We start from the raw sequence: 24,309 nt of genomic DNA, 5'->3' as shown, positions 1-24,309 counted from the left end.
AGGATTCGGGCGGGCTTGGGTAGTCGACGGACAACCACAGAAGCTTACCTAACGTAACTGTTCCGGGGTTGTGGCCGATTGCTAGCCTGGATTATCGGGGAATGCGATCAGGGGAAACGAAATTTCAGGAGAGTCAATGGCGGAACCAGGTTATTCGACGGTGCCCTACCCTGGTTTACCGCCTATGCCTCCCCCGGTCGACTACCCCGACCGCAAGCGCAAGGTACCCGGCTGGCTCGCCCCGGCCGCGGTGGTGGCGGCACTGGTGGTGCTCGCGCTGCTGCTCGGATTCCTGACCAAGAATTCCGGCGTCTCCCATCGGCCCAGCGAGGCGAAGATCGAACAGACCATCCAGGGCTACCTGGATGCGATGGCCAAGCTCGACATCGTGACGCTGGCCCGCAACGCCGGTTGCGGCCTGTACGACGCGGTGCGCGACAAGGACACCGACGACACGATTGTGCGCGCCAATGCTCAACAGTTCGTGAACACCTTCGGGACGGCCACGGTGAAGTCGATCGACAAGATCGTCTACTTCTCCGAGTACCAGCTCAAGGTGCTGTTCACCGCGACCAGCCAGAAGCGCAAGGACGCTCCTCAGGGGCAGGCAGAGCTACTGATCAACGACGGCAAGATCTACGTGTGCTCCGCGTACATGCGCGGCTCGAACGCGTTCTGATCAGTTGAAGGAGTCGCCGCAGGCGCAGGAGCCGGTGGCGTTCGGGTTGTCGATCGTGAAGCCCTGCTTCTCGATGGTGTCGACGAAGTCGATCGAGGCACCCTGGATGTACGGGGCACTCATCCGGTCCACGGTCAGCTTCACACCGTCGAACTCGGTGACCAGGTCACCGTCCAGGGTGCGGTCGTCGAAGAACAACTGGTATCGCAGGCCCGCGCAACCACCGGGCTGGACCGCGATGCGCAGCGACAGGTCGTCGCGGCCTTCCTGATCCAGCAGCGCCTTGGCCTTGGCGGCGGCAGCGTCGGTCAAGACGGCACCATGAGTTTCCTCGGTGGAGGTGGCAGTCGATTCGTCTTGGACAGTCATCGTGGGATCTCCCCTGCGTCGAAGCTCTCGGGCGGACGTCCAGGTAATGAACGTCTTGTGATCTCAACGGTACCTCGTCTAGGGGTATTCCTACATCTACGCCCTAGCCGTGTGACCAGTCACGTGCGACCTGGGCCGCCAGGCCCGCCAGCTGGCCCGCCGCATCCTCCATGGCCAACCGCACGGACCCCGCGAACTGGGCGATCGATTCGGCACGCGCGATTCCGGCCCGCCCGTATTCGTCAGCTGTCAGCGTCACCTGCCCGGCCAGCACCAACACCGGGATGCCGGAGGTCGCGGCGTGGCGCGCGACCGCCCCGGCCACCTTGCCGTGCAGGGTTTGGTCATCGAACTTGCCTTCGCCGGTGATCACCAGGCCCGCCCGCACGATCGCAGCGTCCAGGCCGGTGTGTTCGGCGACGATTCGTGCTCCCGATTCGCGACGCGCTCCGAGCGCGAGCAGCGCCGCACCGATCCCGCCGGCAGCCCCGGCTCCGGCGAGGTCCCGCACGCCCCGGCCGGTCTGCTCCTCCATTTCTGCGACCCACCCGGCCAGCCGTGCCTCCAGGCGTCTGACGGTGTCCGGGTCTGCGCCCTTCTGCGGACCGAACACCGCGGCCGCACCATGTGGGCCCAGCAGCGGATGCTCGACGTCGCTGGCGACCACCAATTCCGTTGTGGCCAGGCGCCGCTGGGCCACAACGAGCCCGCCAAGGCCCGCGATGAGCCCCGCACCCCCATCCGTGCTGCTGCTGCCACCAAGGCCGACCACGATGCGGGTGGCTCCACCATCGAGCGCCGCCGCGATCAGTTGCCCGACCCCGGTGCTGTGCGCACGCCACGCGGTATCGACAGACGGCGCACGTTTGAGCAGCGACAGCCCACAGGCCTGCGCGCATTCGATGTAGGCGGTCGTGCCGTCGAGCAGCCACTCGGCGTCGACGTCCTCATCCAGAGGACCGCGTATTCGCAGCGCGTGCCGGTGCGCCGTGACCAGCTGCGCGGCCAGCACATCGACGAACCCGGGTCCCCCGTCTGATTGGGGGCTGAGGATGACGATGTCGTCGGGGCGAGTCCTTCCCCAGCCCTGCGCGATGGCGGTCGCCGCCTCCGTGGCGGTGAGCGTGTCTCCGAAGCTGTCGGGCGCCACCAGAATCTGACTCATTCGCGCAGGATAATCTGGGCGTGTGAATCTGCTCGGCCGAAAGAAATCCACCTCCGAAAACGGCGCCGCCGACGACTCCTCATCAGCTGCCGGTGAGACGGACGTCACATCGCCGACGCAGGCTGGAAAGGGCCGCCCCACCCCGAAGCGGGATGCCGGCAAGCGTCGTGGACCTGTCGCCCCGGCACCCTTGACCAGTGCCGAGGCCCGGCAGCGTCGCAAGTCCCTGCGCGGGCCGAAACTGTCGCGGGCCGAACGCAAGGTCGAGAACGCAGAGCGCCGCGCCAGGATGTCCGACAGCCGCGAAAAGATGATGGCCGGCGATGAGGCGTATCTGCTGCCTCGCGACAAGGGCCCCGTGCGCGCGTTCGCCCGCGACATCGTCGATTCACGGCGCAATGTGCTGGGGCTGTTCATGCCTCTGGCACTGTTCCTGATCTTCACCATGTTCGCGGTGCCGTCTGTGCAGGTGCAGATGTGGATGACCCCGGCGATGCTGGTCTTGATGATCGTCATGATCGTCGACGGGGTTTTCGTCGGCAGACTCGTGAACAAGCGCGTCTCCGAACGCTTCCCGACCAGCGACGAGGGCGGCTTCAAACTCGGCTGGTACGCGGCCAGCCGCGCATCGCAGTTGCGCAAGATGCGCGCACCACGCCCCCGGGTGAACCGCGGCGAGCCGGTCTAGCCTCAAGTGGCTACCACGCTGGTGCTCGGTGGAATACGTTCGGGAAAATCACGTTTCGCCGAGTCTCTGCTGCCTGCCTCAGGCCCAGTGCGCTACCTGGCAACCGGAACATCTGTCCGCGAGGACGAGGCATGGGCGCACAGGGTGGCCGCACACCGGTCTCGGCGTCCCGATGACTGGTCGACCGCCGAGACAACCGATATCGCCGACGAACTGCGCGCACCCGATGCGGTGCCGACGCTCGTCGACGATCTCGGGGGGTGGCTGACCGCGAGGATGGATGCCCGCGCGGCATGGGACCGTGGTGGCGAGGTTGTGGCCGCCGATATCGATGAGCTGGTCGATGCGATCGGCTCTTATGGCAGCGAATTGGTGATCGTGAGCCCAGAGGTCGGATTGACCATTGTGCCCGCCACCGCATCTGGGCGGCTGTTCGCCGATCAGCTCGGCGCACTGAATCAGGCCGTGGCCCAGCGGTGTCAACGGGTTCTCCTGGTGGTGGCCGGTCAGCCACTGGCCATCAAGGGAGCCGCTGAGTGAGCGGCAGCGAAGCACCGCGATTCGCCCCGGTCTCGGCGCCCAACCCGGAAATCGCCGACGCCGCGCGTGATCGGCAACGGCAGCTCACCAAGCCGGATGGCGCATTGGGGCGTCTGGAAGAGCTCTCGGTGTGGGTGGCGGCCTGCCAGAATCAGTGCCCCCCTAACACTTTCCAACGCCCCCGGGTGGTCGTCTTCGCCGGTGATCATGGTGTGGCTGCCGCCGGGGTGTCCGCCTATCCCCCGTCGGTGACCGCGCAGATGGTGCGCAACATCGAAGCGGGCGGCGCGGCCGTCAACGTGCTCGCCGCACTCGCCGGAGCCAGTGTGCGCGTCGCCGACATCGCCGTGGGCCGCCCCAGCGGCAATATCGCCGTCGAGGACGCTCTCACCGAGGAACAGGCTCACGCCGCGCTGGCTGCCGGTATCGACCTGGCCGACGCCGAGATCGACTCCGGAGCCGATCTGCTCATCGCGGGCGATATGGGCATCGGCAACACCACTCCCGCGACGGTGTTGGTGGCGGCGCTCACCGGAAGCGAACCGGTGGCGGTGGTGGGCCGCGGCACCGGAGTCGACGACGCCGGGTGGGCACGCAAGACTGCCGCGGTGCGCGATGCGTTGCGCCGCACCAAGGATGTACGTGCCGACCCGGTGGCACTGCTCGCCCGGGCAGGCGGCGCCGATCTGGCGGCAATCACCGGTTTCGTGGCGCACGCGGCGGTGCGGCGCACCCCTGTGCTGCTCGACGGGCTGGTGGTGACCGCAGCCGCACTGGTGGCCGAGCAGCTGGCCCCGGGCGCACGCCAGTGGTGGCTCGCCGGGCATCGCTCCACCGAGCCAGCGCATTCGCTTGCCCTGCAACGTCTCCGACTGGATCCCGTACTGGATCTGCAGATGCGCTTGGGCGAGGGCTCCGGGGCGCTCGTCGCGCTGCCGGTGTTGCAGGCCGCCGCGGGCACACTGGCACAGATGGCGACCTTCGATGAGGCCCGAATCGACGGGCCGGGCGCGTGAACCGGCTGCTGCGGCTGCTGCGGCCCGTCGGCGGAGCCTTCGAATTCTCCACCGTGGCACCGGTTCCCGCACGGCTCGCCGGTACCCTCTCGGGCCCGGTACTGGCGGCGCTGCCCGTGGTGGGCGCCGCACTCGGTGCGCTCGCCGCGGCAACCGCCTACTTGGCCACATCTGCCTACATCGGGCCCATCGCGGGGCTTGCCGCCGCAACGGTGGTGGTGCTGGCGACCCGCGGCATGCATATCGACGGCCTGTCAGACACCGCGGATGGGCTCGGCTGCTACGGACCACCGGAGCGCGCACTCACCGTGATGCGCGATGGTTCGGCCGGACCGTTTGGGGTGGCCGCGGTGATCATCACCCTTCTGGCACAGACATTGTCGTTCGGAATGCTGGCCTCGCGGCAGGAATGGCTGGCCATCGCGCTGGCGATCGCGGTGGGGCGCGTCAGCGCAGTGGTGGCGTGTCGGCGCGGCGTGCCCGGTGCCGCACACAGCGGCTTCGGTGCCCGGGTGGCCGGGTCGCAGCCTTTGTGGCTGACGGGCATCTGGGTGCTGGCGGCGTTGGCCGTCGGCGTCCTCGCGCAGCCCTGGCGGCCATGGCAAGGGCCGGTCGCGGTGGCGATCGCACTGGGCGCTGGAGTGCTGCTGGTGCGCCACTGCGTACGCAGGTTCGGTGGCATCACCGGAGACGTGTTAGGAGCGAGCATCGAGGTGACCACCACGCTGGCAGCACTCGGATTCGCGGCCTCGTGAAGCGGCGAATAAAGATTCATCAAGAGTTCGCGATCGCCTCGGCCTGTGCGGTCGCGTTACCTGGTGCGGTGGGCCACTATTCGAACTTATGCCGCGCAACCCTGTGAACCCCGCCGGCGAGACGCCGGATATGGGGATTCCCGAGCCGATCGCCCGCTCGATGTCCATGGCCGAACAGTACGAATGGCATCGCGGATATCTGCGTCGCCACCCGGTCTCGCGTCGCAACTTCCTGCGGGGATCGGCCGCCGCTGCCGCGGTCGCCGCGCTGGGCGCATCACCGTTTGGGCGGCGGGCGTATGCCGATGACGCACCACTGGGTGTGGCCGGCAGGCGGGTGGGGTACGGCGCAGATTCGTCCAGCCAGCTCAGCTTTTCCGGGCAGCTGTCCAGAAATCCGCACGGCACCAAGATCTTTCTCGACCATGGGCCAACCCCCGAACTCGGCGCCTCCCTCGAAGCCGAGATCCGCAATCTTGTGACCCAGATTCCCTCAAGCGATCACGGGGTGCTGGGAGCCGAACAGTTCTACGTGCACGCGCCCGTCCACGGACTCGGCGGTGGCACTGAGCACTTCTACCGCTGGCGCACCGCCGACGGATTCTCGAGCGATATCCGTTCCGCTGCGACGGCCCTCCCGTCCGCACGAAACGCATTCGCCCCCTTCCGCTTCACCATGATGGGCGATCAGGGCACCGACGAGACCCCCGCGCTCCCACCAAATCTGGCTCCCGGTGAATACGACGACAGCTACTACAGCGCCGACAACGACCCGGCCACGCCGCACACGCAGAACGTCATGAATCAGATTGTGGCCTGCCGCCCCGATTTCCATATCCTGGCCGGAGACATCGCCTATGCGGACCCATCAGGAATGGGAAAGAAGCCAGAGTTCGTGTCTTCCGGTGGCAAGGCCGCGGCCGGGTTCGACAAATACAACCCGTTCGTCTGGGATGTCTACCTGACCTCCATCGAATCCAGTGCCTCGACAACACCGTGGATGTTTGCCACCGGCAATCACGACATGGAAGCCGCGTACGGAAATCACGGCTACGGCGGCCATCTGGCCCGTCTCGGATTCCCCGGCAACGGCCCCGCGGGGTGCCCGTCCGCGTACTCGTTCACCTACGGCAATGTCGCTGTCCTGTCCCTGGACGCCAATGACGTGTCCTACGAGATCAGGGCGAACACCGGCTACTCGGGTGGCAGCCAAACCGGTTGGGTGGGAAGAACTTTAGCGGCGTATCGAGCGAACCCGAATATCGACTTCATCGTGTGCTTCTTTCACCACTGCGCGTACTCGACAACGCTGTCCCATGCCAGCGACGGTGGCGTGCGCGACGCGTGGTGCGCGCTGTTCGACCGCTATCAGGTGGATCTGGTGCTGCAGGGGCACAACCACGTCTTCGAGCGCACGGATCCGATTCGCGCGGGACGTCCGACCCGAGAGGCCGGCGATCGGTCCACCGTCGACCCCGAATCGGATGGCACCGTGTACTACACCGTGGGTTCTGCGGGCCGACCCCGCTATGACTTTCAGCCGGGCGAGCCGGAGGGATACCGGGGCCGCGAACTCACCGATACGTTGGTTCCCAACAGCTACGTCTGGGCGCCTGACGGCAGTAAGCACGCCGAGGCAGTCACCTGGTCGCGCGTGCGGTATCGCAACTACGCATTCATCCGTGTCGACGTGCGGCCGGGGACATTCGTCAGCGAGATGGATGTCACGGCCGTCGACGAGTATGGACGCGAATTCGACACGGTGACCTATCGCCGACCCGTACGCGCACAGGCGTCCTAGCCGAGCTTGGTGATCCAGCCGTGCGTATCGGCGAAGGTGCCACGCTGGATTCCGGTCAGCGTGTCGCGCAGCGCCATGGTCACCTCGCCGGGCTCCCCTTCGCCGATGGTGAATTCGCCGCTCGAATGCTTGACGCGGCCGACCGGCGTGATGACCGCGGCTGTGCCGCAGGCGAACACCTCGGTGATTTCTCCCGAGGCCGCCTTCTTCTCCAGCTCGTCGACGTCGATCTTGCGTTCCTCGATGGCGAATCCGGCGTCGGAGGCCAGCTGCAACAAGGACTTCCGCGTCACACCCGGCAGCAGTGATCCGGATAGTTCGGGAGTGACCAAACGGGCCTCACCGTCGCGGCCGAACACGAAGAACAGGTTCATGCCACCCATTTCTTCGATGTACCGGCGCTCGATGGCATCGAGCCACACCACCTGATCGCAGCCCTCTTCCGCGGCCTGCGCCTGGGCGACCAGCGAGGCGGCGTAGTTGCCACCCGTCTTCGCCGCGCCGATCCCGCCCGGTGCGGCGCGCACGTATTCGTGCGAGAGCCACACACTGACCGGCTTGATGCCCTGTGAGAAGTACGCACCAGCGGGTGAGGCGATGAGCAAGTACCGGTACTCAGCGGCGGGCCGCACCCCGAGACCAGCCTCGGTGGCGATGATGAACGGCCGCAGATATAGCGATTCCTCGCCGCCGCCCGGCGGCACCCAGTCGGAGTCGACGGCAATCAGCTGACGCAGCGACTCGATGAACAGCTCTTGCGGTAGCTCGGGGATGGCGATGCGGCGGCAGGACTGGATCATTCGTTCGGCGTTAGCCTCGGGCCGGAACGCGGCGATGGTCCCGTCGGGTTGCCGGTAGGCCTTGAGCCCCTCGAAGACCTCCTGCGCGTAGTGCAGCACGATGGCCGACGGGTCAAGGGTGATAGGGCCGTAGGGCACCACTTGCGCATTGTGCCAACCATTTTCGGTGTTCCAGTCGATGGACACCATGTGGTCGGTGAAGTACTTCCCGAAGCCCGGCGCGGCCAGTACCTCAGCCCGACGCGCCGGGCTGGCCGGTGACGGGTTGAGTTGCCGGGTGAACTCGGGAAGCGGATTCATGCTCGGCAGTCTAGCTGTCCGATGTCGCCAAATCCGAACCCATTATCCGACGTTGACGTCCACGAACGGCGGCTTGACGACCTCGCATTCGATCTCCCGGCCGCGCACGTCGACGGCGACGGTGGCCCCGTCCGCGATCTGCGCGGCGCTGTCCAGCAGGGCCAATGCAATACCGGTCTTGAGAGTCGGCGAGAAGGTGCCCGAAGTGGTCACCCCCACCGGCTGGCCGCCCGAGAGCACCGTGAGGTCGGGTCGCAACACGCCGCGGCCGGTGGCCCGCAGGCCCCGCAGGGTGCGGCGCGGACCGTCCGCCTTCTCCTGAGTGAGGGCCTCACGCCCCCAGAACGCGTCCTTCTTCCATCCGACGGCCCATCCTGCCCGCGCCTGCACCGGACTGATGTCAAGGGACAGTTCGTGACCGTGCAGCGGATAGCCCATCTCGGTGCGCAGCGTGTCGCGCGCGCCCAGACCGGCCAGCTGGCCGCCTGCCTCGGTGATCACCGGCAGCAGCGCGTCGAACACGGCACCGGCGGAATCCCAGGACGGCAGCAGTTCGTAGCCGTGTTCCCCGGTGTAGCCGGTCCGGCACACCCGCACCGGCTGACCGTCGAGCGTCGCGTCGGCGTACGCCATGTATTCCATATCCGTCGGCAGTCCGAGCCGCTGCAGCACATCCGCCGACTTGGGTCCCTGCACGGCGAGCACCGCGTAGTCGCGATGCTGGTTCGTGACGATGATTCCCTCGGGAGCCTTGTCCTGCAGAGCGGCCACCACCGCTGCGGTGTTCGCGGCATTGGGCACCAGGAAGATCTCGTCATCGGAGACGTAGTAGGCGATGAGGTCGTCGACGACACCGCCGGTCTCGGTGCAACATAAGGTGTACTGCGCCTTGCCCGGCCCAATCTTGTTGAGATCGTTGGTAAAAGATGCGTTGACAAACGCCGCGGCACCCGGCCCACGCACCAGGGCCTTGCCGAGGTGGCTCACGTCGAACAGTCCGACGGCCTCCCGGGTGGCGGTGTGCTCACCCACCGTGCCGGCATAGGACACCGGCATATTCCAGCCGCCGAATTCGGCGAAGGTAGCACCCTGTGCGGCGTGCCGATCGTGCAGAGGGCCGAGCAAGAGATCCGTCATGGCGTTCACCCTAATTGGCGCATCACCGGCTTTCACTAGGCTGTGATCTCATGAGCGCATACACGGCACCTTCGTTCACCCTGGCCACGTCCATTCCGCAGCGCGGAGTCTCCGCCGCGGTGCTGCTGGTGGGGGTGCGCCCCGGCGAGAAAGAATCCGACAAGGGCCCCAAGGTGGTCGATGCGCAGCTGCTGGACAGCAAGGCCGTCAAAGCCATCGAGGCCGCGCTCAAGGCCGTGGGCGCGACCGGCTCGAGCGAGCAGCTCACCCGGGTGGTCGTGGACGGTCTGCCGGTGTCCAGCGTGCTGGCGGTCGGCCTGGGTAAGGGAGATGCCGGCGCCGAGACGATTCGGCGCGCTGCGGGCGTGGCCGCCCGGTCGCTCGACAACGTCGAAACCCTGGTGACCACGCTGTCCGCGCGCGATGTCGATGCCACTGTGCAGGGCCTGGCACTTGGCGGATATCGGTTCGCGGAGTTCCGCAGCGCCAAGACCGCCCCGAAGGACGTTGGACTGCAGAAGGTTACGTTGCTCGTCGCCGACAAGGGCCGCGCACAAAAGGACGCCATGGAGCGCGGCGCTGCCGTCGCGGCTGCTGTGATCATTGCGCGTGATTTTGTGAACACCCCGCCCAGCCATCTGTTCCCGGCCGAATTCGCCAAGCGGGCAAAAACTCTGGCGACGACCGAGGGCATCGAGGTCGAGGTGCTCGACGAGAAGGAACTGGCCAAGGCCGGCTACGGCGGCATCATCGGAGTCGGCAAGGGCTCCTCACGCCCACCGCGGCTAGTGCGCCTGACCTACCGGGGCGCCAAGGGCAAGAAGGCCAAGAAGGCGGCGCTCGTGGGCAAGGGCATCACCTTCGACACCGGTGGTATCTCGATCAAGCCCGCGGGCGGCATGGAGAACATGACCTCCGATATGGGTGGAGCGGCAGCGGTTATCGCGGTAACCCTGCTGGCCGCCCGCCAACAGCTGCCCATCGACGTCATCGCGACGGTGCCCATGGCCGAGAACATGCCGTCCTCGACGGCACAGCGCCCCGGCGACGTGTTGACCCATCTGGACGGCACCACCGTCGAGGTGATCAACACCGATGCCGAGGGCCGTCTCATCCTCGCCGACGCGATCGTGCGTGCCTGCCAGGATGAGCCCGACTATCTGATCGACACCGCGACGCTGACCGGTGCGCAGGTGGTGGCCCTGGGCACCCGCACCCCCGGCGTGATGGGTACCGACGAGTTCCGCGACCGGGTGTCGACGATCTCGCAGTCCGTGGGCGAGAACGGTTGGGCCATGCCGCTGCCCGAGGAACTGCGCGACGATCTCAAATCCAGGGTTGCCGACCTGGCGAACGTCACCAACCACCGCAACGGCGGCATGCTGGCGGCCGGTCTGTACCTGCGCGAGTTCGTGGCCGACGGCGTGCAGTGGGCACATATCGACGTTGCCGGCCCGGCGTTCAACACCGGTGGACCGTGGGGTTACACGGCCAAGGGCGGGACCGGCGTGCCGGTGCGGACCATCTTCGGGGTGCTGGAGGACATCGCCACCAACGGATGACGTTGGTTAGGCGCCTTCCTCGGCTGCCCGTCGCTTCAGGATTTTCTGCCGAGCGTCGTAATCACGCTTGCGTTGCGGATATCCCGTGCGGTGCACGTCGTACACCGGGATCTTGAGTCGCTCGGAGATTCGGCGCGCACCCGCTACCCCGCCGACACGTCGACGGGTCCACTCGCCGTCACCTGCGATGAGAATCACGGTGACGTCCGAGAAGTTGGTCTGCGGCTCGACATAGGCCTCCACGCCAGTGCGTGCCGCGGTCCAAGCGGCCAGGTAACGCACGTCGTCATCGGTGCCGCGCTGTGTCCGCCCTTCACACTTGCTCCGGAAGGCGTCGATCCATGCCATTCGACCATGGTGCCAGCTAATCCTGAGATCACGCTGTCATCCACCGGTCATCCCACGCTGAACCGCTTGATTCTGCTCGTCTGACCGGCAACAAGCCGCACCGTCGACTTGGGCACCTCCAGGTATTCGGCCAGCAAAGCGAGTGCGGCCTTGTTGGCCTTGCCGTCGATCGCCGGCTCGCGCACGAACAGGGTCAAGGTGCCGTCATCGGCAACCTCGACGGCGGGCCCCTTGCGACTGCCGGGCTTGATGATGCAGACGACTGTGCGCTCGCTCACCCACCGATCTTGGACCCGGGCAGGCGCGCCGTTCCAGTCAGTGACAGGATTGACCCGCTGGCCACGTCGCTGTGGTAAGCCAGATATGTCCGCGTTGTGTGAGCCGCTATCGGAACCTTTTCAGGAGTGGAAACCATGGCCTTCTCCGTCCAGATGCCCGCCCTCGGTGAGAGCGTGACCGAAGGGACGGTGACACGGTGGCTCAAACAAGAGGGCGACACGGTCCAAGTCGACGAGCCGCTGCTCGAGGTTTCCACCGACAAGGTAGACACCGAGATCCCCGCTCCCACTTCGGGTGTGCTGACCAAGATCGTTGCCCGCGAGGATGACACCGTCGAAATCGGCGGCGAGCTGGGCGTGATCAGTGAGGCCGGCGAAGCAGAGTCCGCGGAGTCCGCGCCCGCCCCCGAGGCCGCCGCGCCGGCTCCCGAGCCTGCACCCGCTCCCGAACCGGAGCCCGAACCCGCGCCTGCTCCCGCGGCGGAACCGGCCGCCCCTGCTCCTGCTCCCGCCGCGGACGCTCCGGCGGGCCCCGGCACCTCGGTCAAGATGCCCGAGCTCGGCGAGTCGGTCACCGAGGGCACCGTGACCCGCTGGCTCAAGAAGGTCGGCGACGAGGTCGGCGTGGATGAGCCGCTCGTCGAGGTTTCGACCGACAAGGTCGACACCGAGATTCCGTCGCCGGTCGCCGGTGTGCTGCTGAGCATCTCGGCCAACGAAGACGACACCGTCGCCGTCGGTGGCGAACTCGGCGTCATCGGTGCGGACGGCGCCGCGCCTGCCGCGGCACCCGCACCAGCGCCTGCCCCTGAACCCGCCGCGGCTCCGCCCGCGCCCCCAGCGCCCGCACCAGCCCCAGCGGCACCCGCAGCGCCGGCTCCGGCGCCTGCCGCACCTGCGCCGGCCGCTCCCGCAGCACCCGCACCAGCGCCCGCTGCCGCCGCCGACGCGGGCGAGAACCCGTACGTCACCCCGCTGGTCCGCAAGCTCGCGTCCGAGAACAACGTGGATCTGTCCGCGCTGACCGGCAGTGGTGTGGGTGGACGTATTCGCAAGCAAGACGTCCTGGCGGCCGCAGAGGCGGCCAAGGCCCCTGCACCTGCAGCAGCGGCAGCCCCCGCGGCAGCTGCGTCATCGGCTCCGGCGGCTCCGGCGGCTCCTGCCGCACTGGCCCACCTGCGCGGAACCACGCAGAAGGCCAACCGGATTCGTCAGCTCACCGCCAAGAAGACACGCGAATCGCTGCAACAGACCGCGCAGCTGACCCAGACCCACGAGGTCGACGTCACCAAGATCGCGGCGCTACGGGCTCGCGCGAAGGCGACCTTCGCCGAGCGTGAAGGCGTCAACCTGACCTTCCTGCCCTTCTTCGCCAAGGCCGCGGTGGAGGCGCTCAAGTCGCACCCGAACGTCAACGCGAGCTACAACGAGGACAGCAAGGAGATCACCTACTTCGATGCCGAGCATCTGGGCATCGCGGTAGACACCGATCAAGGTCTGCTGTCTCCGGTGATCCACAACGCCGGTGATCTGTCGCTGGCCGGGCTGGCCCGGGCCATCGCCGATATCGCCACCCGCGCGCGCTCCGGGAACCTCAAGCCCGACGAGCTCGCCGGTGGCACCTTCACCATCACCAACATCGGCAGCCAAGGCGCATTGTTCGACACCCCGATCCTGGTGCCGCCGCAGGCCGCCATGCTCGGCACCGGCGCAATCGTGAAGCGTCCCAGGGTGATCCGGGACGAAGCGGGTAACGAATCGATCGGTATCCGGTCGGTGTGCTACCTGCCACTGACCTACGATCACCGCCTGATCGACGGAGCCGACGCGGGGCGGTTCCTCACCACCATCAAACATCGCCTGGAAGAGGGGGCTTTCGAGGCGGACCTGGGTCTGTAACCCATGCGTGTCGTCATCGCCGGCTCCTCGGGGATGATCGGGTCGGCGCTCGTCGCGTCGCTGCGTGCCGCAGACCACACCGTGGTCCGGCTGGTTCGCCGCGACCCGATGGGCCCCGACGAACAGCGCTGGGATCCGGCGAGTGGGCAGATAGAGCCGGGTGCTCTCGAGGGTGCCGACGCCGTCGTCAACATGTGCGGTGTCGGCGTCGGCGACAAGCGGTGGTCGGGCGCCTACAAGCAGGAGATCTACGACAGCCGCATCATCCCCACGGAGGTGCTGGCCGGTGCCGTCGCCGATGCCGGCGTGCCGGTCTTGATCAACGCCTCCGCGGTCGGCTACTACGGCGATAGCGGAGACCGCGTGATCGACGAAACCGCATCCAGCGGTACCGGTTTCCTCGCACGCGTGTGTATCGACTGGGAAGCCGCCACCGCGGAGGCTGTGCAAGCCGGAGCCAGAGTGGTGATCGTGCGCACCGGCCTGGTGCTCTCCCCCGCTGGAGGGCTATTCGGCAGATCACGCCCGCTTTTCGCCGCGGGGCTGGGGGCTCGGCTGGGCAACGGGCGCTGGTACATGCCGTGGATCAGCCTTGAGGACCAGATCCGGGCCCTTGAGTTCACACTGACCGAATCGACGCTCTCGGGGCCGGTCAATCTGACCGGCCCGGCACCAGTGACCAATGCCGAGTTCACCGCGGCCCTCGGCAGGACTCTGCATCGCCCGACCTTGCTGGTGGCGCCACAGTTCGCGCTGCGGGCCGCCCTCGGTGAGTTCGCCGACGCCGAAATGACGCGCAGCATGCGCGTCATCCCCGCGGTCCTGGAACAGCACGGATTCGAATTCGAGCACCACACCATCGGCGAGGCGCTCGCCTACGCCAACAACAGCCGACCGATGAAGTGAGATAATGGAACCCGTGCACCGCTCTCATGGATCCATCCGATCCAGCGCAGATCCCGTCGTCGTACGGGACCTGGGCATGATCGACTATGAGGCGGCCTGGGAGCTGCAGCGCGACATCGTCGAGGCCCGTGTCGCCGGAGGACCCGACACGCTGCTGACCTTGCAGCATCCCGCGGTGTACACCGCGGGACGCCGCACCGAAGCGCAGGAACGCCCGATCAACGGTGCACCCGTCATCGACACCGATCGCGGCGGCAAGATCACCTGGCACGGACCCGGCCAGCTGGTCGGCTACCCGATCGTGCGATTGGCCGAGCCCATCGACGTCGTGAACTACGTTCGGCGTCTTGAAGAATCGATCATCGCGGTATGCGCACAGCTGGGCGTACAGACCAAACGCGTCGATGGCCGCTCTGGTGTGTGGCTGGCCGCGGGCGGTGGGAAGCCGGAGCGCAAGATCGCCGCGATCGGGGTCCGCGTGCAGCGCGGGGTCACCATGCACGGGTTCTCGCTGAACTGCAATAACAGCCTGGACGCCTACCTGCCGATCGTGGCCTGCGGCATCACCGACGCCGGGGTGACCACCCTGTCCGCCGAACTGGGCCGGGATGTCACCATCGACGAGGTGCACGAACAGGTCGTTTCCTCGGTGATCGACGCGCTCGAGGGTCGCCTGGCTGTCGGAGCGGTGGGCGCATGACCGAACCCCGCAAGCTGCTGCGACTGGAAGTCCGCAACGCCCAAACCCCCATCGAGCGCAAGCCCGACTGGATTCGCACCCGCGCCAAGATGGGCCCCGAATACAAGGAACTCAAGTCGCTGGTGCGCTCGGGTGGGCTGCACACCGTGTGCGAGGAAGCCGGATGCCCCAACATCTTCGAATGCTGGGAGGACCGCGAGGCCACCTTCCTCATCGGTGGTGAGCAGTGCACCCGCCGCTGCGATTTCTGCCAGATCGACACCGGTAAGCCCGCCGACCTGGACCGCGACGAGCCACGCCGGGTGGCCGAGAGCGTGCACACCATGGGTCTGCGGTACTCGACGGTCACCGGGGTGGCCCGGGACGACCTGCCCGACGGTGGCGCTTGGCTGTACGCCGAAACCGTGCGGTACATCAAGCAACTCAATCCGGCCACGGGTGTCGAGCTACTCATCCCGGACTTCAACGCCGTCCCGGAGCAGCTGGAAGAGGTGTTCGCATCCCGCCCCGAGGTGCTGGCGCACAACCTGGAGACGGTGCCGCGGGTGTTCCGCCGCATCCGGCCCGCATTCAGCTATGAGCGAAGCCTGTCGGTGATCACCGCCGCCCGCGAAGCGGAGCTGGTGACCAAGAGCAACCTGATTCTCGGGATGGGCGAAACCAACGACGAGATTCGGGAAGCTCTGGTCGCGCTGCACGAAGCGGGCTGCGACATCATCACCATCACCCAATATCTGCGGCCCTCACCGCGGCATCATCCGGTTGATCGCTGGGTCAAACCGCAGGAATTCGTGGAACTTTCCGAGTTCGCAGAGGGTCTGGGCTTCGCAGGTGTGATGGCCGGGCCGCTGGTGCGCTCCTCGTACCGGGCCGGTCGGTTGTACGCACAGGCGATGGCCCACCATGGCCGGCCCCTGCCCGCCGCGCTGGAGCACTTGGCGGAGGCGGGTTCGGCCCGGCAAGAGGCCATCAACCTCATCGGATGACAGGGACGTTGCCGCCGGGCGATATTCTCTAGCCATGCCTAAATCACTGAGTCCCGCCGAGGCCAAGGCCGCCAAGGCCGAGGCAAAGGCGCGTCGCAAGGTCGAATCGAAGGCGCGCCGCGCCCAGATGTGGCAGGCCTTTCAGATTCAGCGCAAGGAAGACAAGCGGCTTCTGCCGTACATGATCGGCGCGTTCGTACTGATCGTCGCGGCATTCGCGGTCGCCGGGTACTTCTCTGGCGGCATCAGCGTGTTCATGTTCCCGATCCTGGGCGTGGTGCTCGGCGTGCTGGTCGCGTTCATCATCTTCGGCCGGCGCGTGCAGAAATCGGTCTTCACCAAGGCCGAGGGCCAGAAGGGCGCCGCAGGCTGGGCGCTGGACAATATGCGCGGTAAATGGCGGGTCACCACTGCCGTCGCCGGAACGACCCAGCTCGATGTCGTGCACCGAGTCATCGGCCGGCCCGGCATCATCTTCGTCGCCGAAGGTGCTCCCGGACGGCTGGGCCCGCTCTTGGCGCAGGAGAAGAAGCGCACCGCACGTGTCGTCGGCGATACACCGATCTACGACGTCATCGTCGGCAACGAGGATGGTCAGGTGCCGCTGTCCAAACTGGAACGCCACATCACCAAGCTTCCCGCCAACATCACCGCCAAGCAGATGGACTCCCTGGAGTCACGGCTCTCGGCGCTGGGTTCACGCGCCGCGGCCATGCCGAAGGGGCCGATGCCCGGGCAGGCGAAGTCGCGCGGCGGAATGCAGCGCACCATCAGGCGGCGTTAGATCCCAGCTCCAGCTCCAGTTTCTGGTGCCGGCGCACCATAATGCTCGGAACCCACTGCGCACCACCGGGTTTGATCGCGAAATCACGCGTTCGGTCGAGCAGCAGATTGATCGCGGTACGCGCCTCCAGGCGCGCCAGTGCCGCCCCGACGCAGAAGTGCAGGCCCTTGCCGAACGTGATGTGACTGCGGGGGCTAGGCCGGTCGAGGCGCAGCTCGTCAGGGTTCTCGAAAATCGCCGGATCGCGGTTGGCCGCACCCCACAGCAGGGTGAGGTGGCTGCCCGCGGGCAGCTGGACCCCGCCGAGCGAGGTGTCCGCCAGCACGTGACGGTGATGTCCGCGAAACGGTGACTCCAGCCGCAGCACCTCTTCCAGGAACGTGGGCAGCAGTGCACGGTCGTTCCGGATGCGCTGCTGCAGTTCGGGATTCTCGCCGAGAATGCGCACCGCGTTGCCCATCAGTCCGGCGGTGGATTCGCCGCCGGCACCAACCAGCTGCACCAGGATCATCACACCGATGTCCAGCGAGATGTCGGCCCGATTGCATGCCAGTGCCAGGTATCCGAGCAGGTCCTCGCCGGGGGCGGCCAGCTCCTTCTCCAGATGTTCACGCAGGTAGAGAATGAGGTACATGGTGTCGGTGACGACCTGAGCCTGCCGCTCGGCGGTGTTGAGCCCGCCGAGCATCTCGGTACTGGAGTAACCCCACTGCACCAGTTGCGGCACGTCCTCATCGGGTAGGCCGATCAGCCGGGCCACCATGGTCATCGGCAGGGCATCACCCATCGCGGCCATCCAGTCGATGCTTTGACCGTCGCATCCGCGTTCCCACAACCGGGCTCCGGTCTCTGCCATCACCGGTTCCAGTGCGGTGATGCGCTTGGCGACCAATGTCGGGAGCACCAGCTTGCGATGCGCGTGATGGACCGGGTCGTCGCCGGTAGCCAGCACGTGGGTGGGATCGGCGGGTGGTCCCATCGCCGCGACCGTCAGGCCCGTCTGGCAGTCCTGAGACTTCATCAGCGCGGCGGTGAGGTTCGAGGAGAAGTCCTCGGTGCGCTCGGTGGCCTCCACCACGAGATCCCAGCGCGAGACGAAGTAGAAGCCGGAATCGCCCACCGGCCACACCGGCGCCGTCTCACGCAGCCGCCGATAGAACGGATAGGGATCCTCCAGGATCTGTGGGTCGAACAATTCCACGGTGCTCATCACCCACGAGGCTGACAGACCGGAAAACCGCACGTCAAGGCATTCGCAAAACTGAGAAACACCTGTTCAGAGCCATAATCTGTGGCGTCTCACCGCGGCTGCCCCACCAGCAGAAACACTGAGAATTTTGGGAATTTATGTCTCATAATGAGATAGATTGAAGAACCAATGTCACCGCGCTCCGACTGGCTGCACCCCGGCGACCGCCATGCCGCGGCTGCCGACCGCATCGTGTCGGTCGCGGCCAGGCAGATCGCACGACACGGACTGGACCGGCTGAACCTCGATGCGGTGGCCCGCGAGGCGGGATGTTCGCGCGCGACGCTGTATCGACACATCGGGGGCAAGACCGCGATTGTCGACGCCGTGTTGGCCAGGAACATCTCGAACGTCACCACCGATATTCAGCGGGCGGTCGAGTCCGCGGAGGCGCAGCGGCGTGCGGTCACGGCCATCACCGCGTCGCTGACCGCCATCCGCAACGATCCGATTGTCAGCGCGATGGTGGCGACGATGTCCCCCGCCTCGCTCGGCGCCTACCTGAGCCCGACCTCTGAAATTCCACGTTCGGCATCGACGTTCACAGGGCTTGCCGATGAGACCGCCGCGCAATGGATTTCACGCGTGGTGATGGCATTCCTGTTCTGGCCCCCAACAGAGGCCGCGCTGGAAACCGAGATGATCGAGCGCTTCGTCTACCCGGTCTTGAAGGACGCCACCGCGTCACGGGTCTCCGCCTCGGCGACCAGCGAATCCACGATCTCGCCGGCTCGCACCGCGACATTGGAAAGCAACGAGGACGACAGTCCGTGACTGTGCTCCACCGACCCGTTGAGGTAGACGTCTCCCGGGGCACCCGCCCGCGCCCGTAGCCGGTAGTCGCGTTCGACCACCGGTCGGCCCTCCGCGTCGAACTCGTAACACGAAGCCAGTGGCCCCAGGAAAGCCCGCACATCCAACGGCCGGTATCCGGTGGCGTACACCACCAAATCGCAGTCAAGCAGCTCGGTCGCGGAGGTCGGCTGATGTGTCACGGCCAGGCGTACCCGTTCGGGCGCCTCGTCCACGGCAGCGATTTTCGACGCGTTGTGCATCCACAGTCGCCGCTGTCCGCTGACCCGTTCCCGATACTCGCGGTCGTACAGATCGGCGATCAGCGGGGAATCGACCGCCGCGTAGTTGGTGTCGCGGTGATAGTCGACCAGCTGGCGACGGATCTCGGCGGGCGCACCATAGAAGTCGTCCACCGCGGCCGGATCGAAGATCCTATTCGCGTACGGGCTGTCATCGGCCGGGCTGTATCCGTAGCGCGCAAAGATTGCATGCACTTGGGCATCGGGGTAGCGGCTATGCAGATACGCCACCGCCTCCGCCGCGCTCTGCCCAGCGCCCACCACCGCGACGCGGGACGGAGCACCATCCCACGTGCCGAGCCGGTGCAACAGCTCACTGCTATGCCATTGCCGCGCGGTGGGATTGATGCCGGCCGGCATCGCCGGGAACGTTCCGCAGCCGAGGACAAGAGCCCGCGCATGCGTCAGACGGTCCGGCGACAATCCCGACGTGTCCTGCAGCCGCACCTCGAACCCGTCGGCGGCCGCCCGAACTCCGACCATCCGCGAGGAATAGACGACATCGGCCCCGAGCGCCTGCTGCGCCCAATCCAGGTAGTCGTGGAATTCTTCCCGGGTCGGGAAGAAACTCTGCTGGTTGATGAAGTCCGGCAGTCGCCCACGCTCTGTCAGGTAGTTGACAAAGGTGTAGTGACTCTTGGGATTTCGTAAGGTCACCAAGTCTTTGAGGAAGGCGACCTGCATCCGCGCGCCCGGGATCAGCATGCCGCGATGCCACCCGAATTGCGATTGGGCATCAACGAACTTCGCCGATGCCCGATGCGGATGTTCGGAGAGCGCTATCGCCAGCGCAAGGTTCGACGGCCCGAATCCGATGCCGAGCACATCGTGAGATGTATGGCTATCCGAGAGCAAGGGACCGCTCCAGACGCTCCAGATAGCGTTGCCGCGCAGTGTCCTTGGTGACCAACACCAAGAAGTCCGCCATGTCGAACTCCGGGTCGAAGGACGGCGGTCCACAGATGCGTCCGCCGATGCGCAGGCATCCGTGCAGCAGCGGCGGGATCTTCGCCTTGTCCTGCGGCGGGATCTCCTCCAGGGGCACGCCGTCCACAACGACGGGGTTTCTGGGCACGACGCGGTATTCGTCGGGGGCGGCAAACCTCTGCGCGAAGTCATGCACCGAGCGCACCAACGATCCGCGGGGCCCGCCGTCCTCCATCCGCACGGACAGGCAGCCGATCGCGTATTGGTGCTCGGTCATCTGCTGGTACCGGAAGATCCCGGCCCACAAGATCCCCATCACCGCGCCATTGCGGTGTTCGGGCGCGACAGTAACCCGGCCGATCTCAACCAGTTTGGGCCGCAGCGGGTCGAGTGCCGAGGCATCGAACATGGAGTCGGTGAACGTCTCCCCCGCTGCCTGATACCCCTCGGGCGGCAGTAGCCGACAACAGCCGATGATGGCGCCGGTGTCCTCGTCGCGAGCCAGCAGATGATCGCAATAGGGATCCAGCTTGTCCAGGTCGATCATCTCGCCCGTGATCGGCCCACGAACGGCGTGCGGCAGTGGCGCCCCCATTTCGTCGGCGAACGCCTGATACCGAAGTCGTTGTGCGGCTTCAACTTCAGCCGGATCTGACGACAAGACAATGCTGTACCGCGGCCGCGGGTTCGCGTCCGTCCCCCGATCGGAACCGACACCGGGCGCCGCGATGAGAACCGCCGCGCTCTCCATGATCGAAAGCTACTCCCTCTGTCTACGGCGTACGACCGCTATGCACAAATCCCTGTGGGCATCCGTGCAGGCAGGCGCGATCACCGATGGCTAGATAGCTAGCGACTCCCCGGTGGCCGGATCGTGCGAGCGACTCATCGTAGCGACAGTGAGCAGAATCAGCGAAATGAACGCGGCGCAGGCCGCCCCGGCCGCCCCCAGCAACAGCACGCTGTCGATGCCCGCGGCACCCGCGGCCCGGGCATCGGCCTTACCGGCCGCGGCATGTCCGAATGCCACGCCCATGCCTGCCACGCCCAAGAGGATGCCGATCTGGCGCCCTGTGCTCACCGACCCGGTCGCCATCCCGGCGTCATCCAATGGCACGAACTGCAGTGCGGCATCGGATGTCATCGCCGAGAGCGCACCCAGCCCCAACCCGGCCAATGCCGAGCCGAAAATGAAATGGGTCCAGACCGTATCGGCATGAGCTCCCGACGCGGCCCACAACCCGACGGCCACCAGCGCCACGCCGCCCGGAATGGCAATCCTGGTGGGCAGACGCCTACCCGCCAGAATCCCCAACGGGGCGCCCACGATGGTGGCGAGGGTGAGTGGTCCGGCACGCAGGCCTGTCTCAAACGCGTTGTAACCCAATGTGTTCATGAAGTACAAGGCCAGATAATTGGTGGCCGCGATGAGCGTGCCCGAGGCCGCGGCGGCGGCAACCCAGACCCCGGCGAAACCAGGTGAGGTGGCCAGCCGCAGGCTCAGCATGGGCGCGGGGGCACGCCCCTCCCACCAGAAGAACAGCACGAGGGCCAGCACCGCGACAATGGCCAGCGCACCGGACGTGCGGCCCCCAATCCCGCCGTCGTGCAGTGAGATCACCGAGAAGACGCCGGTAACCAGCCCGAAGGTGAGCAGCACGGTGCCCATCCAGTCGACCGGCCGCACCTCGTCGGCTCGGGTTTCGGGCAGGTGCCGCACCGCGATCACCAGCGCGAGCACACCGACCGGAAGGTTGACCAGGAAGATCGACTGCCATCCGAAGTGTGTGACGAGAAACCCGCCCAGCAGTGGACCGGCGGCACTTCCCGCACCCATCACCGCGCCGTAGATCGCGATGGGGGCACCGCGGCGCTCCTGCGGATACGCCGCGGCGATGATCGGCAGCGATACCGCCAGCAGGATCGCTCCGCCGATGCCCTGCAGTGCCCGCACCCCGATCAGCATGGGCGCGCTGGTCGAGAGCGCACAGCCCAGCGAGGCTGCCGTGAACAGCACGATGCCCAGCAGGTAGAGCCGTCGGCGGCCCAGGCGGTCGCCGAGGGTGGCGGCCGTGAGCAGCAGCCCTGCCATCGGCAGCGCATAGGCGTCGATGACCCATTGCAGATCGGCGAGGTCGGCCCCCAAAGACACCTGCAGGTCGGCGAGTGCACTCGACACGATCGTCATGTCGAGCAACAGCATGAACACCGCCATGCAGACGGCGAGCAGGATCATCTAGCGGGAACGAATCACGACAGTGCGGGTCACCCGGTCGTGCAGACCACGGCCATCAACGTCGGTGATCAGCGGCGGCACGATGAGGGCGATCAGCAGATTCCTGATGAACGTGCGGCCGATGCCCACCGAGTTGGTCCCGTCGGCGGGCGCGACCTGCAGGCCCGCCAGGTACTGGCCCGGAGTGAACCTCCACAGCCGCACAGCGACCGTGCCGATGGCGATCCAGGTCAGCAGCTGGGCCGAGGAAAGCGTGGGCGACAACAGGTTTCCCTTGACGAACAGCAGCGCCAGTCCGCCGGCGATCAACCAGTCGAGCAGCAGCGCCAGTAGCCGCCGCGACATCGGTGCCGCCGATCCGGGCCCGGCCTCGGGCAGGCCGAGCTGCTCTCCCGGGTACCGAGAGTTGCCCGCGCCTTGCACCGAACCAAGCCCCGACAACCATGAACCCAGGTCTCGCGCCATACTCACAGCGTAAATGCCAACCGAACTGTGGTTACGCGTAACATCCGCGCAACATATGGTTGACCGGCGGGCAACACCGGCTCCATAGGTTCAGTCGCGCGGTCATGGTTTCAGTGGACCCAAGAGGAAAAAACAAGGAGAAGCATGGCGTTCAGTAGCCCCGACGAGGTATTCAAGTTCATTGCCGACGAGAAGGTCGAGTACGTGGACGTCAGGTTCTGTGACCTGCCGGGCGTCGTGCAGCACTTCTCTATCCCTGCATCTGCTTTCGATGCCAGCGTCTTCGAAGACGGCCTCGGCTTCGACGGATCCTCCGTGCGCGGATTCCAGTCGATCCACGAGTCCGACATGCTGCTGCTGCCCGATATCTCGACGGCCAAGATCGACCCGTTCCGCGCCGCCAAGACGCTGAACGTCAACTTCTTCGTCCACGACCCGTTCACCCGCGAGGCCTACTCGCGTGACCCGCGCAACGTGGCCCGCAAGGCGGAGCAGTACCTGACCAGCACCGGCATCGCCGACACCTGTTACTTCGGCGCCGAGGCAGAGTTCTACATCTTCGACTCGGTCAGCTTCGACTCGAAGATCAACGGCACCTTCTACGAGATCGACTCCGAGGCAGGCTGGTGGAACACCGGCGAGCCTTACGAGGAGGACGGCAGCCCGAACCGCGGCTACAAGGTGCGCCCCAAGGGCGGCTACTTCCCCGTGGCTCCGTACGACCACTTCGTCGACCTGCGCGACGAGATGACCACCAACCTGATCAACGCCGGATTCACCCTGGAGCGCGGTCACCACGAGGTGGGCACCGGTGGCCAGGCCGAGATCAACTACAAGTTCAACACGCTGCTGGCCGCGGCCGACGACGTGCTGCTGTTCAAATACATCATCAAGAACACCGCGTGGGCCAACGGCAAGACCGTCACCTTCATGCCCAAGCCGCTGTTCGGTGACAACGGATCGGGCATGCACGCCCACATGTCCCTGTGGAAGGACGGCAAGCCGCTGTTCCACGATGAGGCCGGATACGCCGGGCTCTCGGACGTGGCCCGCCACTACATCGGCGGCATCCTGCACCACGCCCCGTCACTGCTCGCGTTCACCAACCCGACGGTGAACTCCTACAAGCGGCTGGTGCCGGGCTACGAGGCCCCAATCAACCTGGTCTACAGCCAGCGCAACCGGTCGGCGTGCGTGCGTATCCCGATCACCGGCAACAACCCGAAGGCCAAGCGCCTCGAGTTCCGCTGCCCGGACAGCTCGGGCAACCCGTACCTGGCCTTCGCGGCCATGCTGATGGCAGGCATCGACGGCATCAAGAACAAGATCGAGCCGCTGGCGCCCGTCGACAAGGACCTGTACGAGCTGCCTCCTGAGGAAGCCGCCAACATTCCACAGGCCCCGACCAACCTCGCGACCGTGATCGACAACCTTGAGAAGGATCACGAATACCTCACCGAGGGTGGCGTTTTCACCTCCGATCTGATCGAGACCTGGATCGCGTTCAAGCGCGAGAACGAGATCGAGCCGATCAACATCCGCCCTCACCCGTACGAGGTAGCCCTCTACTTCGACGTGTAAGTCGTGTAATCCGCACATCGTCAAGGCCCCCGGGATCTTCCCGG

General features: G+C 66.3%; 26 protein-coding genes. 14 read left to right on the top strand and 12 right to left on the bottom strand.

The window, feature by feature from the left end:
* The first annotated feature begins 136 nt into the window (after positions 1 to 136).
* On the top strand, positions 137 to 679 hold the full coding sequence (locus BB28_RS09925; protein WP_030095453.1) for an Rv0361 family membrane protein: 543 nt from the start codon (positions 137 to 139) through the stop codon (positions 677 to 679).
* Here BB28_RS09925 and BB28_RS09920 read toward each other — a convergent pair whose 3' ends face one another.
* Positions 680 to 1,048, bottom strand: a complete 369-nt coding sequence (locus BB28_RS09920; RefSeq protein ID WP_030095452.1) for a HesB/IscA family protein — start codon at positions 1,046 to 1,048, stop codon at positions 680 to 682.
* A gap of 103 nt (positions 1,049 to 1,151) precedes the next feature.
* Positions 1,152 to 2,213, bottom strand: a complete 1,062-nt coding sequence (locus BB28_RS09915) for a glycerate kinase family protein (protein ID WP_046253386.1) — start codon at positions 2,211 to 2,213, stop codon at positions 1,152 to 1,154.
* Between the two features lie 22 nt (positions 2,214 to 2,235).
* On the opposite strand from BB28_RS09915, the gene BB28_RS09910 reads away from it, so the two are divergent.
* The 5 genes from BB28_RS09910 to BB28_RS09890 all read left to right on the top strand — a co-directional run bounded on the left by BB28_RS09910 (position 2,236) and on the right by BB28_RS09890 (position 7,013).
* Positions 2,236 to 2,901 carry a DUF3043 domain-containing protein gene (locus BB28_RS09910; RefSeq protein WP_046253385.1) on the top strand — a complete coding sequence of 222 codons (666 nt, stop codon included), beginning with the start codon at positions 2,236 to 2,238 and terminating at the stop codon, positions 2,899 to 2,901.
* Positions 2,902 to 2,907: 6 nt separating this feature from the next.
* Entirely contained in the window at positions 2,908 to 3,441 is a 534-nt protein-coding gene (locus tag BB28_RS09905) for a bifunctional adenosylcobinamide kinase/adenosylcobinamide-phosphate guanylyltransferase (protein WP_046253384.1), read from the top strand.
* A complete protein-coding gene (gene cobT / locus BB28_RS09900) occupies positions 3,438 to 4,457 on the top strand; it encodes a nicotinate-nucleotide--dimethylbenzimidazole phosphoribosyltransferase (protein ID WP_046253383.1) in 1,020 nt (339 codons plus the stop codon). The genes BB28_RS09905 and cobT overlap by 4 nt, the downstream gene beginning before the upstream one ends.
* Positions 4,454 to 5,212 (top strand): adenosylcobinamide-GDP ribazoletransferase, encoded by a 759-nt coding sequence (locus BB28_RS09895; RefSeq protein ID WP_046253382.1) that lies wholly within the window; start codon positions 4,454 to 4,456, stop codon positions 5,210 to 5,212. Before cobT ends, BB28_RS09895 begins: the two co-directional genes overlap by 4 nt.
* 88 nt (positions 5,213 to 5,300) lie before the next feature.
* Positions 5,301 to 7,013 (top strand): metallophosphoesterase, encoded by a 1,713-nt coding sequence (locus tag BB28_RS09890; protein WP_046253381.1) that lies wholly within the window; start codon positions 5,301 to 5,303, stop codon positions 7,011 to 7,013.
* On the opposite strand, the gene BB28_RS09885 is transcribed toward BB28_RS09890, so the two are convergent.
* Together BB28_RS09885 and gcvT are read right to left on the bottom strand one after the other, a co-directional pair.
* Positions 7,010 to 8,113: a branched-chain amino acid aminotransferase gene (locus BB28_RS09885; protein ID WP_030095445.1), complete on the bottom strand. Its 1,104-nt coding sequence runs from the start codon at positions 8,111 to 8,113 to the stop codon at positions 7,010 to 7,012. The genes BB28_RS09890 and BB28_RS09885 overlap by 4 nt on opposite strands.
* A 42-nt stretch (positions 8,114 to 8,155) precedes the next feature.
* The gene (gcvT, locus tag BB28_RS09880; RefSeq protein ID WP_046253380.1) at positions 8,156 to 9,250 is read right to left on the bottom strand and encodes a glycine cleavage system aminomethyltransferase GcvT; all 1,095 of its coding nucleotides are present in this window, start codon (positions 9,248 to 9,250) and stop codon (positions 8,156 to 8,158) included.
* 50 nt (positions 9,251 to 9,300) lie between these two features.
* Between gcvT and BB28_RS09875 the strand changes: the two genes are divergently transcribed.
* The gene (locus BB28_RS09875) at positions 9,301 to 10,812 is read left to right on the top strand and encodes a leucyl aminopeptidase (protein WP_064393451.1); all 1,512 of its coding nucleotides are present in this window, start codon (positions 9,301 to 9,303) and stop codon (positions 10,810 to 10,812) included.
* 6 nt (positions 10,813 to 10,818) lie between these two features.
* On the opposite strand, the gene BB28_RS09870 is transcribed toward BB28_RS09875, so the two are convergent.
* Together BB28_RS09870 and BB28_RS09865 are read right to left on the bottom strand one after the other, a co-directional pair.
* Positions 10,819 to 11,160: a hypothetical protein gene (locus tag BB28_RS09870; protein ID WP_046253378.1), complete on the bottom strand. Its 342-nt coding sequence runs from the start codon at positions 11,158 to 11,160 to the stop codon at positions 10,819 to 10,821.
* 47 nt (positions 11,161 to 11,207) lie between these two features.
* Positions 11,208 to 11,438 (bottom strand): DUF167 domain-containing protein, encoded by a 231-nt coding sequence (locus BB28_RS09865; protein ID WP_046253377.1) that lies wholly within the window; start codon positions 11,436 to 11,438, stop codon positions 11,208 to 11,210.
* A gap of 135 nt (positions 11,439 to 11,573) precedes the next feature.
* On the opposite strand from BB28_RS09865, the gene sucB reads away from it, so the two are divergent.
* From sucB to BB28_RS09840, 5 genes are read left to right on the top strand one after another with little or no spacing between them, the layout of a single operon-like run.
* A complete protein-coding gene (gene sucB / locus BB28_RS09860; protein ID WP_046255715.1) occupies positions 11,574 to 13,337 on the top strand; it encodes a 2-oxoglutarate dehydrogenase, E2 component, dihydrolipoamide succinyltransferase in 1,764 nt (587 codons plus the stop codon).
* 3 nt (positions 13,338 to 13,340) lie between these two features.
* Complete coding sequence (locus BB28_RS09855; RefSeq protein WP_046253376.1) at positions 13,341 to 14,243, top strand: TIGR01777 family oxidoreductase; 903 nt, start codon at positions 13,341 to 13,343, stop codon at positions 14,241 to 14,243.
* A 4-nt stretch (positions 14,244 to 14,247) separates the two neighbouring features.
* Entirely contained in the window at positions 14,248 to 14,943 is a 696-nt protein-coding gene (gene lipB / locus BB28_RS09850; protein ID WP_046253375.1) for a lipoyl(octanoyl) transferase LipB, read from the top strand.
* Positions 14,940 to 15,929: a lipoyl synthase gene (gene lipA, locus BB28_RS09845; protein ID WP_046253374.1), complete on the top strand. Its 990-nt coding sequence runs from the start codon at positions 14,940 to 14,942 to the stop codon at positions 15,927 to 15,929. Before lipB ends, lipA begins: the two co-directional genes overlap by 4 nt.
* 34 nt (positions 15,930 to 15,963) lie before the next feature.
* Positions 15,964 to 16,713 (top strand): DUF4191 domain-containing protein, encoded by a 750-nt coding sequence (locus tag BB28_RS09840; RefSeq protein WP_046253373.1) that lies wholly within the window; start codon positions 15,964 to 15,966, stop codon positions 16,711 to 16,713.
* Here BB28_RS09840 and BB28_RS09835 read toward each other — a convergent pair.
* Together BB28_RS09835 and BB28_RS25710 are read right to left on the bottom strand one after the other, a co-directional pair.
* On the bottom strand, positions 16,700 to 17,923 hold the full coding sequence (locus BB28_RS09835; RefSeq protein ID WP_046253372.1) for a cytochrome P450: 1,224 nt from the start codon (positions 17,921 to 17,923) through the stop codon (positions 16,700 to 16,702). The two genes, BB28_RS09840 and BB28_RS09835, sit on opposite strands and share 14 nt — an antisense overlap.
* Before the next feature lie 89 nt (positions 17,924 to 18,012).
* Positions 18,013 to 18,261 carry a hypothetical protein gene (locus tag BB28_RS25710; RefSeq protein ID WP_419894524.1) on the bottom strand — a complete coding sequence of 83 codons (249 nt, stop codon included), beginning with the start codon at positions 18,259 to 18,261 and terminating at the stop codon, positions 18,013 to 18,015.
* Here BB28_RS25710 and BB28_RS24550 point away from each other — a divergent pair.
* The gene (locus BB28_RS24550) at positions 18,152 to 18,736 is read left to right on the top strand and encodes a TetR/AcrR family transcriptional regulator (RefSeq protein ID WP_419894523.1); all 585 of its coding nucleotides are present in this window, start codon (positions 18,152 to 18,154) and stop codon (positions 18,734 to 18,736) included. The two genes, BB28_RS25710 and BB28_RS24550, sit on opposite strands and share 110 nt — an antisense overlap.
* On the opposite strand, the gene BB28_RS09825 is transcribed toward BB28_RS24550, so the two are convergent.
* The 4 genes from BB28_RS09825 to BB28_RS09810 all read right to left on the bottom strand — a co-directional run bounded on the left by BB28_RS09825 (position 18,619) and on the right by BB28_RS09810 (position 22,684).
* A complete protein-coding gene (locus BB28_RS09825; protein WP_046253370.1) occupies positions 18,619 to 19,881 on the bottom strand; it encodes a lysine N(6)-hydroxylase/L-ornithine N(5)-oxygenase family protein in 1,263 nt (420 codons plus the stop codon). The genes BB28_RS24550 and BB28_RS09825 overlap by 118 nt on opposite strands.
* 16 nt (positions 19,882 to 19,897) lie before the next feature.
* Positions 19,898 to 20,734 (bottom strand): GNAT family N-acetyltransferase, encoded by an 837-nt coding sequence (locus BB28_RS09820; protein ID WP_046253369.1) that lies wholly within the window; start codon positions 20,732 to 20,734, stop codon positions 19,898 to 19,900.
* Between the two features lie 90 nt (positions 20,735 to 20,824).
* Positions 20,825 to 22,219 (bottom strand): MFS transporter, encoded by a 1,395-nt coding sequence (locus tag BB28_RS09815; protein ID WP_046253368.1) that lies wholly within the window; start codon positions 22,217 to 22,219, stop codon positions 20,825 to 20,827.
* The gene (locus BB28_RS09810; protein WP_046253367.1) at positions 22,220 to 22,684 is read right to left on the bottom strand and encodes an RDD family protein; all 465 of its coding nucleotides are present in this window, start codon (positions 22,682 to 22,684) and stop codon (positions 22,220 to 22,222) included.
* 144 nt (positions 22,685 to 22,828) lie between these two features.
* On the opposite strand from BB28_RS09810, the gene glnA reads away from it, so the two are divergent.
* Positions 22,829 to 24,265 (top strand): type I glutamate--ammonia ligase, encoded by a 1,437-nt coding sequence (gene glnA, locus BB28_RS09805; RefSeq protein WP_030095429.1) that lies wholly within the window; start codon positions 22,829 to 22,831, stop codon positions 24,263 to 24,265.
* The last annotated feature ends 44 nt before the right edge of the window (positions 24,266 to 24,309 follow it).

Source organism: Mycobacteroides chelonae CCUG 47445 (assembly GCF_001632805.1).
In the GTDB taxonomy this organism is placed as follows: Bacteria; Actinomycetota; Actinomycetes; order Mycobacteriales; family Mycobacteriaceae; genus Mycobacterium; species Mycobacterium chelonae.
Note: the sequence above shows the minus strand (reverse complement) of the source record. Positions and strands in the feature narration are given on the sequence as shown.

Bases quoted from the DNA above. Each gene is read 5' to 3' on its own strand.
- BB28_RS09925 (WP_030095453.1), top strand. From the start codon at position 137: ATGGCGGAACCAGGTTATTCGACGGTGCCCTACCCTGGTTTACCGCCT.
- BB28_RS09920 (WP_030095452.1), bottom strand. From the start codon at position 1,048: ATGACTGTCCAAGACGAATCGACTGCCACCTCCACCGAGGAAACTCAT.
- BB28_RS09915 (WP_046253386.1), bottom strand. From the start codon at position 2,213: ATGAGTCAGATTCTGGTGGCGCCCGACAGCTTCGGAGACACGCTCACC.
- BB28_RS09890 (WP_046253381.1), top strand. From the start codon at position 5,301: ATGCCGCGCAACCCTGTGAACCCCGCCGGCGAGACGCCGGATATGGGG.
- BB28_RS09885 (WP_030095445.1), bottom strand. From the start codon at position 8,113: ATGAATCCGCTTCCCGAGTTCACCCGGCAACTCAACCCGTCACCGGCC.
- gcvT (WP_046253380.1), bottom strand. From the start codon at position 9,250: ATGACGGATCTCTTGCTCGGCCCTCTGCACGATCGGCACGCCGCACAG.
- BB28_RS09875 (WP_064393451.1), top strand. From the start codon at position 9,301: ATGAGCGCATACACGGCACCTTCGTTCACCCTGGCCACGTCCATTCCG.
- BB28_RS09870 (WP_046253378.1), bottom strand. From the start codon at position 11,160: ATGGCATGGATCGACGCCTTCCGGAGCAAGTGTGAAGGGCGGACACAG.
- sucB (WP_046255715.1), top strand. From the start codon at position 11,574: ATGGCCTTCTCCGTCCAGATGCCCGCCCTCGGTGAGAGCGTGACCGAA.
- BB28_RS09855 (WP_046253376.1), top strand. From the start codon at position 13,341: ATGCGTGTCGTCATCGCCGGCTCCTCGGGGATGATCGGGTCGGCGCTC.
- lipB (WP_046253375.1), top strand. From the start codon at position 14,248: ATGGAACCCGTGCACCGCTCTCATGGATCCATCCGATCCAGCGCAGAT.
- lipA (WP_046253374.1), top strand. From the start codon at position 14,940: ATGACCGAACCCCGCAAGCTGCTGCGACTGGAAGTCCGCAACGCCCAA.
- BB28_RS09840 (WP_046253373.1), top strand. From the start codon at position 15,964: ATGCCTAAATCACTGAGTCCCGCCGAGGCCAAGGCCGCCAAGGCCGAG.
- BB28_RS09835 (WP_046253372.1), bottom strand. From the start codon at position 17,923: ATGAGCACCGTGGAATTGTTCGACCCACAGATCCTGGAGGATCCCTAT.
- BB28_RS25710 (WP_419894524.1), bottom strand. From the start codon at position 18,261: ATGTGTCGATACAGCGTCGCGCGCGAACATCCCGCCTCGCGGGCCACC.
- BB28_RS09820 (WP_046253369.1), bottom strand. From the start codon at position 20,734: ATGGAGAGCGCGGCGGTTCTCATCGCGGCGCCCGGTGTCGGTTCCGAT.
- BB28_RS09815 (WP_046253368.1), bottom strand. From the start codon at position 22,219: ATGATCCTGCTCGCCGTCTGCATGGCGGTGTTCATGCTGTTGCTCGAC.
- BB28_RS09810 (WP_046253367.1), bottom strand. From the start codon at position 22,684: ATGGCGCGAGACCTGGGTTCATGGTTGTCGGGGCTTGGTTCGGTGCAA.
- glnA (WP_030095429.1), top strand. From the start codon at position 22,829: ATGGCGTTCAGTAGCCCCGACGAGGTATTCAAGTTCATTGCCGACGAG.